The organism is Pseudomonas sp. PB106 (assembly GCF_009764645.1).
GTDB lineage: Bacteria > Pseudomonadota > Gammaproteobacteria > Pseudomonadales > Pseudomonadaceae > Aquipseudomonas.
In genome coordinates this window covers 1-9,381 of sequence record NZ_RWIM01000202.1, presented here as the reverse complement: position 1 = coordinate 9,381, position 9,381 = coordinate 1, and the positions used below count along the sequence as shown (strand labels likewise).

Below are 9,381 nucleotides of genomic sequence, written 5' to 3'. Positions count from 1 at the left end.
TCAAGGCCTGCAGCCAAGTGCGCAAGAAGTTGCGCAGTACTGCGCAACTTCTTGCGCACTTGGCTGCAGGCCTTGAGCGGCGAGGGTTTCAGCGGTGTTGGCGGCGTTTTTCTCGATGCTACTGCGCAACTTCTTGCGCAGTATGGCTCAAGGCCTTTATCGAGCCGAGGCGCACGCCTCAAAATCAAACGATCGCAGCCTGCGGCAGCTCCTGCATTTGGAATGCATTTTTTTGTAGCTGCGATCTTTTTGGCTGTCAGCGGGAAAGCGCGGCCAGACATTCCTCAATCGAACGCTGCTGCGTTTCGGCGTACAAGCCCAACTCATCAATGCTTGTCCGGCCCAGTGCCTTCTCGAAGGCTTGGCGATTGGAATGCTCGCCATAATGCGTCTGCGCCGCATCGCCAAGGTTCGACTGAAAAATCCCCGCCGCACTCACTGGCAGGAAGTCTTCGTACACCAGCGGCTCTGCTTTCACATGGCCGTCGCGTAGTAAATCCTCGAGCGAAGCGTTACCCAGACCACCTGCGACCAGACCTTTTTCCGTGGCGAAATAGCGAAAATACGCCAACCCTTGTTCGCGCATTCCTTCGACGCTGTCAGGGAATTCGCCAAAGTGTTGCGCCATCAGCGCGTTGTAGCGTGCGGCATTGCCTTCATTGGGAAACTCGCCCAGCTCATCCCGCGCCGCGTTCAGCAAACGGTCATACAGCGCGCGGCCCTTGGGCGTCAGGGCCGCGCCCCGTTGTTCGATTTCGCCGAAACGCGCGCTGTGGCTGCCGCGTGTTTCGCTTTGGTCGGTGAAGGCGATCGGCTCGTCCAGCGCCTTGAAACTGGTCTGGCGCAGCAGGATCGGGCATTGCCGGCGCGGCGGTCCTTCGATGACGGCTTTGGGGGTGATGCCATTTGCCGGCATTTGCTCCTGCACGCGGTCGATGTCCAGCGTGCGCGGGGTCAGGTGATTGATGTGCGGGCCTTTGAACGCTACAACATCGGCAACCAAGCGATGTTGCGCGCTCAACGTCTGGTACTGCGCGGCAGTGACAGTTGCGCTGTGATGCCAGCGAAAAGTCTCCAGTGCCTGTAAGACGAATTCCGTGGCGTCGACCTCGTTCAGGCCGCCGGCTGTTTCTGCTTGCGCGATCAGTCGCAACGCCGCCTCAGTAAAGATCGAGCGCTTGGCCAACACCGATTCGGCAAAGGCACGCAGCTCAGGATCTTCAATCAATTCCAGACGCAGCAACGAGGTGAAAACCCGAAACGGGCTGATCTGCAGCGCATCTTCATGCACCGCGCGAAACGCGGTGGAATGCACCGGCACACCCGCCGGGGTCAGGTCGTAATAACCCACCGGTTGCATGCCCATCACCGCAAACAGGCGGGCGAGGGTGGCCAGCTCGGTGGCGGTGCCGACGCGGATCGCGCCGTGGCGCTCCATGTCCAGCCGTTCGATTTCGCCGGTGCTTTTCAATTGCTGGGCAATGTCCGTGTCGCGGTCGAGGACGCTGCGGTTGGTCTGTTCCACCAGTTCCATCAACGCGCCGTACAGCGGCACTTCTTCGCGGTACATGTCGGACATCGCCTTGGAAAAGCGTTGGCGGATCAGGTCAGGGCTGACAAACGGCTGCACGGTCATGAAAAAAATTCCTGCCACGGTCACGGAATGGATAGACGAAAAGATCGCAGCCTTCGCCCACGCGGGCAAACGAAGAATCCTACGAACTTCATTCTGCCAACGACTGATCCACCAGTTCGATCCAGTGCCTGACCGGTGTGCGACCGGCGCTGGCCAGATGGCTTTGGCAGCCGACGTTGGAGGTGACGATCAATTCAGGGCGACCACTTTCCAGCGCATTGAGGCGGTTGTCGCGCAGTTGCCGGGCGAGTATCGGTTGTGTCAGCGAATACGTCCCGGCCGAGCCGCAGCACAAATGCCCGTCCGGCACGGCGGTGAGGTTGTAACCGAGGCGCGTCAGCAGCGCTTCTACCGCGCCGCCGAGTTTCAACGCATGCTGCAAGGTGCACGGGCAATGCACGGCAATCCGCCGTTCACTCGCGGCGCAGAGCTGTTCCAACGGTTCCTGCGCGAGAACTTGCACCAGATCGATAGTCCGCTCGCTGATCAACTTGGCTTTCGCGGCGTAGGCCGGATCGTCCTCCAGCAAATGCCCGTAATCCTTGATGAAAGCGCCGCAACCGCTGGCGGTCTGCACGATGGCTTCGGCGCCGTTTTGCAGGTGAGGCCACCAGGCGTCGATGTTTTGCCGGGCGCGATCGAGGCCTTTTGCCTGGGCGTCGAGGTGATAGTCGAGCGCCCCGCAACAGCCAGCCTCGCTCACCGGCGTGACGCTGATTCCCAGTCGATCGAGCACCCGCGCCGTCGCATCGTTGGTATTGGGTGACAGCCCCGGTTGCACGCAGCCTTCAAGCAGCAACACGCGGCGAGCATGCCGAACGGCAGGGCGTAACCCGCTAATCGGCAAGTGCTGCGGCAGTTTGCTTTCGAACAGCCGTGGCAGCAGCGGGCGAAACGTTGTGCCCATGCGCAGCAAGCCTTTGAACAACCCCGGATTCGGCGCCAGTGCCCGTAAACCTTCGCGCAGCAGACGTTGTGCGGCGGGGCGTGGCACCGCTTGATCGACCACTGCACGGCCAATGTCGAGCAGGTTGTGATAGTCGACGCCGGACGGGCAGGTGGTTTCGCAATTGCGGCACGACAGGCAGCGATCCAGATGCAATTGGGTTTGCGCCGTCGCCGGCGCACCTTCGAGCACCTGTTTGATCAGATAGATACGCCCACGTGGACCATCGAGTTCATCGCCGAGCAATTGATAGGTCGGGCACGTCGCGTTACAAAAACCACAATGCACGCAGGTGCGCAGAATCTTTTCTGCCTCGGCGGCGCGGGGCAGCTGTCGGGATTGCTCGCTGAGGGTGGTTTGCATGGCTAGACCTCCGCGTACATCCGGCCGGGATTGAACAGCCCTTGCGGGTCGAGTTGCGCCTTGAGTTGCCGGTGATAGCGCAGCAGCGTTGGCGCCAATGGCTGAAACGGTGAATCGGTTGCACCGTGACTGAAACAGGTCGCGTGACCGCCGAGTTCATGGGCCAGAACGTGGATGTTCTCGGCATCGGACTTCAGCCAGCGTTGCGCGCCCGCCCAGTCGATCAGCTGCGCGCCGGGCAACTCCACTGGCCCGAGATTGTTCGGCAACGACAATCGCCACAACGGCAGCCCTTCTTCAAAAAATGCCAGACGTTGCTCATTAAGATCCCGCCAGAATCCCGAGTCCAACGGTTCACCGCCGAGGCGTTGATGTGCCGCGGTCACCGAACCTTCGCCGCCCTCAAGGCGCAGATACAGACTGTCGCCATCGTGGCATGCGGCGCTGATCGGCAGGGGTTGCTGGCCCCATTCGGCGAGTCTGGCCAAGGCGCGAGCGCAATCAATGTCGAGGCGGATACTCAGGCACTGGCGCGGTTTGGGCAGGACTTTCAGCGACACTTCGGTGAGCACGCCGAGGCAGCCGAAACTGCCGGCCATCAACCGGGACAGGTCATAACCGGCCACGTTTTTCATCACTTCGCCACCGAAACGCAGGTGCTGGCCGAGCCCGGTGATCACGCGCGTACCGAGAACGAAATCCCGCACCGAGCCCGACCATGGTCGCCGTGGCCCGGACAAACCGGTGGCGATCATGCCGCCGACGGTCGCACCTTCGAAGAATGACGGCGGCTCGCACGGCAACATCTGCCCGGCGCCATCCAGTGCCGCGAGCAGCTCGGACAGCGGCGTACCGGCGCGCACGCTGACCACCAATTCGGTCGGCTCATAACGGACGATGCCGCGATGGGCGCGGGTGTCGAGCACTTCACCGGCGACTTCACGACCGAGAAAGGCCTTGCTGTTGCCACCCTGGATTTTCAGCGGCGTGGCGTTGGCGCGCGCCGCGTTGACTTGATCGATGAGGGCGCCGCTGGCATCGAAATCCGCCATCAGAAACGCTCCAGCTCGGGGAAAGGCAGTTGCCCGGCATGAATGTGCATGGCACCGAATTCGGCGCAGCGGTGCAGGGTCGGAATGTTCTTGCCGGGGTTGAGCAGACCTTGCGGGTCGAACGCGGCTTTCACCGCGTGAAACAAGGTCAGTTCATCGCTGTTGAACTGCGCGCACATCTGATTGATTTTCTCGCGGCCCACGCCGTGTTCGCCGGTGATGCTGCCGCCGACCTCCACGCACAGTTCGAGGATCTTGCCGCCGAGGGCTTCGGCGCGGTGCAGCTCGCCGGGTTGGTTGGCGTCGAACAGAATCAGCGGATGCATGTTGCCGTCACCGGCATGAAAGACGTTGGCCACGCGCAAGCCATATTCTTCGCCGAGGCGCGCAATGCCTTGCAGGACACCAGGCAATTCGCGGCGCGGAATGGTCCCGTCCATGCAGTAATAATCGGGTGACAAGCGGCCGATGGCGGGGAAGGCATTTTTGCGCCCGGCCCAGAAGCGCACGCGCTCGGCTTCGTCCTGGGCCTGGCGCACTTCGGTGGCACCCGCCTGATTCATCACCTCGCGCACCCGTTGGCAGTCGTCGTGGACATCGGCTTCGACACCATCGAGTTCGCACAGCAGAATCGCCTCGGCGTCGACCGGATAGCCGGCATGAATGAAGTCCTCGGCGGCGCGGATGGCAAGGTTATCCATCATTTCCAGTCCACCGGGAATGATCCCGGCGGCGATGATCTCGGCCACTGCGCGACCTGCTTTTTCCACAGAGTCGAAACTGGCCAAAAGGACTTTGGCCACCTGCGGTTTCGGCAGCAGTTTGACCGTCACTTCGGTGATGATCCCCAGCAAACCTTCGGAACCGGTGAACAGCGCCAGCAAGTCGAAACCCGGCGAATCGAGGGCCTCAGAGCCCAACGTCAGGCGCTCGCCTTCGATGGTCAGTACGTCGATTTTCAGCAAGTTGTGCACGGTCAAACCGTACTTGAGGCAATGCACGCCGCCAGCGTTTTCCGCGACATTGCCGCCAATCGAGCAGGCGATCTGTGAGGACGGATCCGGCGCGTAATACAGGCCAAACGGCGCCGCTGCCTGAGAGATCGCCAGATTGCGCACACCCGGTTGTACCCGGGCGGTGCGGGCGGCGGGGTCGATGTGCAGGATATTGTTGAAGCGCGCCATCACCAGCAGCAGGCCTTTCTCCAGCGGCAGCGCGCCGCCGGACAACCCGGTGCCGGCGCCCCGGGCAACCACCGGCACGTTTTGCTGATGGCAGAGTTTGAGCAGGGTTTGCACCTGTTCCAGGCGCCGGGGCAGGGCGACCAGCATCGGCGTGGTGCGGTAAGCCGAGAGACCGTCGCATTCGTAGGGTTTGAGTTCTTCCTCGCGCCACAGGATGTCGAGGTCGGGCACGGCTTGTTGCAGGGCTTTGAGAATCTCGGCCTTGTTCACCTCGGGCAACGGGCCGTCGAGGCGCTCGTCATAAAGAATATTCATATCAAGCCCCCTGTTGATCGTTCCCACGCTCCCGCGTGGGAATGCCTCTTGGGACGCTCTGCGTCCAGTGACGCGGAGCGTCACGGGCTGCATTCCCACGCAGAGCGGGGGAACGATCAAGAGCGCAGTCGGGTTTCATCGCTGATTTCCCAGAAACTCCCGGTACAGCCGCGCGGTGCTGGCGGGTTGCTCGACCATCGGCATGTGCCCGACGTGATCCCAGACCTCGACCCGTAGATTGGCGATGCCTTTGCTCCAGACCGGCACGCTGCTGACATCAATCAATCGATCCTTACGCCCCCAGAGCAACAGCGCCGGGCACTTGATGTCAGGCAGTTTCGGCTCCATCGGCGGACTGGCGCGGAAGTCGCGGAAGATCTCTTCCAGCTCATCACGTTGTTGCTCGTAACGTTGCGCGATGGCGTCCAGCACCAGATTGGGCACCCATGGCGGCGACTCCATGGTCATCGCGTAGAACTGGCGAAATTCCTCGCGGGAGTTGATCAGAAACGGGTTGTGCCCACGGGCCAGATGCCGCTCCATGTCGCTGACTTCGGGGGCAGTGACGCCGGCCGGATCGATCAACGCCACCGAGGCAATGCGGTCTGGGTACGTCGCCGCCAGCCACGCGGCGATGTAGCCGCCCATGGAATTGCCGATCACATGGACTTTCTCCACGCCGCAGACATCGAGCAACTGAATCATCCGTTTGGCCTGAACCGCAATGTCGTAGCCGCCGCCGGCCTTGAAGCCGGTTTCACCATGGCCGGCCAGATCCGGGATGATCACCCGATACTGGCGGACGAAATGCCGCGCGCAGCGCAGCCACAGGTTCTTGTCAGCGCTGTAGCCGTGCAGCATCAGAATCGCGCTTGAGGCCTCATAAGGCCCGCCTTGCCAGGTCGACACCGTCATCTCGGCAATCGGCACTTCGATCTTGTGCAGCTTGTACAACTTGGCCTCGATGGCCATGTTCAGGTCATACAGCCAATGACCGACCGCCGGATAACTCAACCAGCTCCAGGCCACGAAAACCGCGAGGGCGACAAACAGCAAAAGCATCGACGTCTTCCTTTTACGTGTTCAGGACAAAATGTGGTCGGCGGGTTTCAGCGCCCGAGTCAATCGGTAATAGCTGAAACTGAAGCCGGGAAACATCGCGATCACATGACCGCTCTTGCTTTGATACCAACTGTGGCAACCGCCGGACTTCCACACCGTGCGTTCCATCTCCCGGTGGATCATTTCAGTGTAGGTACGTTCCGCTTCGGGGCGCACTTCGATGCTGCGCAGGCCTTTGGCGTGCACGGTGCGAATGCCGTCGATGATGTAGTTCATCTGCGATTCGATTATGAACAGCGCTGAAGTGTGGCCAATTCCGGTGTTGGGGCCAGTGACGATAAACAGGTTGGGAAAGTCCGGCAGGCTGGTGCCGAGGTAGGCGCGCGGGTATTGCTCCCAGACATCTCTGAGTTGTACGGCGTTTTTTCCGCTGACCGGGTAGGAAATTACTCCGTCGGTGGCGTCGTAACCCGTAGACCAAATGATCAGATCAACATCGATGTGCTCGCCGTCTGCCGTGTTGATTCCGCTTTCATCGAGAGATGCGACACCTTGCTCGCGGGTGTGCAGCGCCACGTTGGCGCGGGTCAACGCCGGGTAATAGGTGTTGGACATCAGCACCCGTTTGCAGCCGATCAGGAAGTCGGGTGTCAGTTTTGCCCGCAGCACTGGATCCTGCACCTGACGCTCGAGCCAGCGCAGGGCCTGACGCTGAACCATGCGGATCGCCGGTTTCGAGTATTTGAACGCGATTACCCGGGTTTCGAATTGCCAGTAGATCAGCCAGCGCAGCAGCTTATAGGCCGGTTTCAAACCGAGCAGCCAGCGCTGGAATGGCCCGAAGTGCCGATCGGGACGCGGCAGCACCCAATGCGGCGTGCGTTGGAACACATGCAACTGTTCGACCTGCGGCACAATCGCGGGAATCACTTGTACGGCGCTGGCACCACTGCCGACGATCGCCACGCGTTTACCCTTGTAGTCGTAGCTGTGATCCCAATTGTTTGTGTGAAAAGTCTTGCCCTGAAAGCGATCCTGGCCGGGGATTTGTGGGATGACTGGCTGGCTCAACGGCCCGCTGGCATTGATGACGAACTGCGCATGGAAGATGCCTTTGCTGCTGGTGTGCACGGCCCAGCGTTTCTCGATGTCATCCCATTCGATGCGTTCGACGTTGGTTTGCAGTTCTACCCGTTCGCGCAGGCCGAACTGCTCGATTACCTGCTCGGTATAACGCTGCAGCTCGGCCTGTTCGGCGAACATCTGCGACCAGCGGTAAGAGGCGAACGACAGCGAATACAGCGGCGACGGCACGTCCACCGCCGCGCCGGGGTAGGTGTTCTGGCACCAGGTGCCGCCGAAGAAATCCCTTCGTTCCAGCAGGCGGAAATCGTCGATCCCGGCCTTGAGCAGGTTGACCGCCGCACACTGACCGCCAAATCCGCTGCCGATGATCAACACTCGGTAAGTCTGCATGGGCCTCCTTCTTATAGTTGTTTTTCCGTTTTCCTACATTCATGTATAGCCAAATATTTGCCCTGTGTGCGGCCCTGATGTCGCGCCATTCAGCCCGCTGGCCGGTGATGGCTATTTAACGTCGCCCTGATAGACTCCCAACACATCTGTCCTGCGGTGCATGCAGGTTCCGTCGAGCGATCGAGGCCCTTATGGGAAACACCGGAGGAAAGGGACTTTCATTGGCCAGGAGGCTTTACACATCGCGCACTCTGGGGCTGGCCTTGGGGCTTCTGTGCGTGAGCGTGGCGATGTTCCCGCTCGATCCGCCGTTGTGGGTCTGGGCGCTGATGATCTTCAACGGTCTGCTCTGGCCGCATCTGGCGTTCCAATGGGCGCGTCATTCCAGCACGCCGTATCACGCCGAATACCGTAATTTGCTGATCGACGCCTTTCTCGGCGGCTTCTGGGTTGCCGCCATGCATTTCAATCCGCTACCCAGTGCCACGACCGTTTCGATGATGGCGATGAACAACGTTGCCATCGGCGGCTTACGTTTTTTGTTGGCCGGTCTGGCGGCGCAGATTTTCGGAGTGGCCGTCGGGCTAGTGGTGTTCGCCCCCGCGTTCATTCCGCAAACCTCGTCGATGCAACTGTACGCGTGCCTGCCGATGTTGATGCTGTATCCGTTGGCGTTGGGTTTGCTGTGCTTTCGTCAGGCGCACACCCTTGGCCGCCATAAGCGGGAATTGCTGGCCTTGAGCCGCACCGACAGCCTCACTGGCCTGCTCAACCACGGCGCGTGGAAGGATCAACTGGAGATTGCTTTTCAACGCTGCAAACGGCAGAAGCAGGGCGCGGCGATTGCCTTGATCGACATCGATCATTTCAAGGCGATCAATGATACCTACGGTCATGTCGCCGGCGATATCGTGTTGCGCCAGCTGAGCAAAATGCTCAAGCAGAACCTGCGCGCAACCGACGTTGCCGGGCGTTACGGTGGAGACGAGTTCTGCGTGATTCTGCCGGAGCTGCCGCTGTTCAATGCTGCGCAGGCCATGGAGGCGTTGCGCGAGCGTTTTGTCACGCTGGGCTATGAGCAGAATCCGGCGTTGAAGGTCAGTTTGAGTATTGGTCTGGCGGCGTGGGATCCGTCCCATGTCGATGCGACTCGCTGGCTCAACGACGCCGATCAGGCGCTGTATGAAGCCAAGGCGGGCGGGCGCAACCGGGTGATCTGCAATTGCGACAAGCCCCGGCAAGAGTTGCTCGACTCGGTCTGAGCCTTGCCACAAAGCCCTTTGTAGGAGCTGCCGAAGGCTGCGATCTTTTGATCTTCAAAAGCAAAGTCAAAAGATCGCAGCCTTC

Annotated in this window: 7 protein-coding genes; 1 reads left to right on the top strand and 6 read right to left on the bottom strand. The window is 60.6% G+C overall.

Annotated elements, in window-relative coordinates; all coding sequences use genetic code 11:
* Positions 1 to 256: 256 nt before the first annotated feature.
* From EJA71_RS25030 to EJA71_RS25005, 6 genes are all read right to left on the bottom strand, one after another.
* Positions 257 to 1,636, bottom strand: coding sequence for a VOC family protein (locus EJA71_RS25030; RefSeq protein ID WP_158960345.1), 1,380 nt, complete (start codon positions 1,634 to 1,636; stop codon positions 257 to 259).
* An 88-nt stretch (positions 1,637 to 1,724) separates the two neighbouring features.
* Complete coding sequence (glcF, locus tag EJA71_RS25025) at positions 1,725 to 2,945, bottom strand: glycolate oxidase subunit GlcF (protein WP_158960343.1); 1,221 nt, start codon at positions 2,943 to 2,945, stop codon at positions 1,725 to 1,727.
* Between the two features lie 2 nt (positions 2,946 to 2,947).
* Positions 2,948 to 3,997 (bottom strand): glycolate oxidase subunit GlcE, encoded by a 1,050-nt coding sequence (gene glcE / locus EJA71_RS25020; protein ID WP_158960340.1) that lies wholly within the window; start codon positions 3,995 to 3,997, stop codon positions 2,948 to 2,950.
* The gene (gene glcD / locus EJA71_RS25015; protein ID WP_158960338.1) at positions 3,997 to 5,496 is read right to left on the bottom strand and encodes a glycolate oxidase subunit GlcD; all 1,500 of its coding nucleotides are present in this window, start codon (positions 5,494 to 5,496) and stop codon (positions 3,997 to 3,999) included. The genes glcE and glcD overlap by 1 nt, the downstream gene beginning before the upstream one ends.
* A 135-nt stretch (positions 5,497 to 5,631) precedes the next feature.
* Positions 5,632 to 6,558 (bottom strand): alpha/beta fold hydrolase, encoded by a 927-nt coding sequence (locus tag EJA71_RS25010; RefSeq protein ID WP_158960335.1) that lies wholly within the window; start codon positions 6,556 to 6,558, stop codon positions 5,632 to 5,634.
* 21 nt (positions 6,559 to 6,579) lie between these two features.
* A complete protein-coding gene (locus EJA71_RS25005; protein ID WP_158960332.1) occupies positions 6,580 to 8,034 on the bottom strand; it encodes an NAD(P)/FAD-dependent oxidoreductase in 1,455 nt (484 codons plus the stop codon).
* 191 nt (positions 8,035 to 8,225) lie between these two features.
* Here EJA71_RS25005 and EJA71_RS25000 point away from each other — a divergent pair, with 191 nt between their 5' ends.
* The gene (locus EJA71_RS25000; RefSeq protein WP_158960330.1) at positions 8,226 to 9,296 is read left to right on the top strand and encodes a diguanylate cyclase; all 1,071 of its coding nucleotides are present in this window, start codon (positions 8,226 to 8,228) and stop codon (positions 9,294 to 9,296) included.
* Positions 9,297 to 9,381: the final 85 nt, after the last annotated feature.

Excerpts from the sequence above, each read along its gene's own strand:
- glcD (WP_158960338.1), bottom strand. The coding sequence starts at position 5,496 with ATGAATATTCTTTATGACGAGCGCCTCGACGGCCCGTTGCCCGAGGTG.
- glcE (WP_158960340.1), bottom strand. The coding sequence starts at position 3,997 with ATGGCGGATTTCGATGCCAGCGGCGCCCTCATCGATCAAGTCAACGCG.
- EJA71_RS25000 (WP_158960330.1), top strand. The coding sequence starts at position 8,226 with ATGGGAAACACCGGAGGAAAGGGACTTTCATTGGCCAGGAGGCTTTAC.
- EJA71_RS25010 (WP_158960335.1), bottom strand. The coding sequence starts at position 6,558 with ATGCTTTTGCTGTTTGTCGCCCTCGCGGTTTTCGTGGCCTGGAGCTGG.
- EJA71_RS25030 (WP_158960345.1), bottom strand. The coding sequence starts at position 1,636 with ATGACCGTGCAGCCGTTTGTCAGCCCTGACCTGATCCGCCAACGCTTT.
- EJA71_RS25005 (WP_158960332.1), bottom strand. The coding sequence starts at position 8,034 with ATGCAGACTTACCGAGTGTTGATCATCGGCAGCGGATTTGGCGGTCAG.
- glcF (WP_158960343.1), bottom strand. The coding sequence starts at position 2,945 with ATGCAAACCACCCTCAGCGAGCAATCCCGACAGCTGCCCCGCGCCGCC.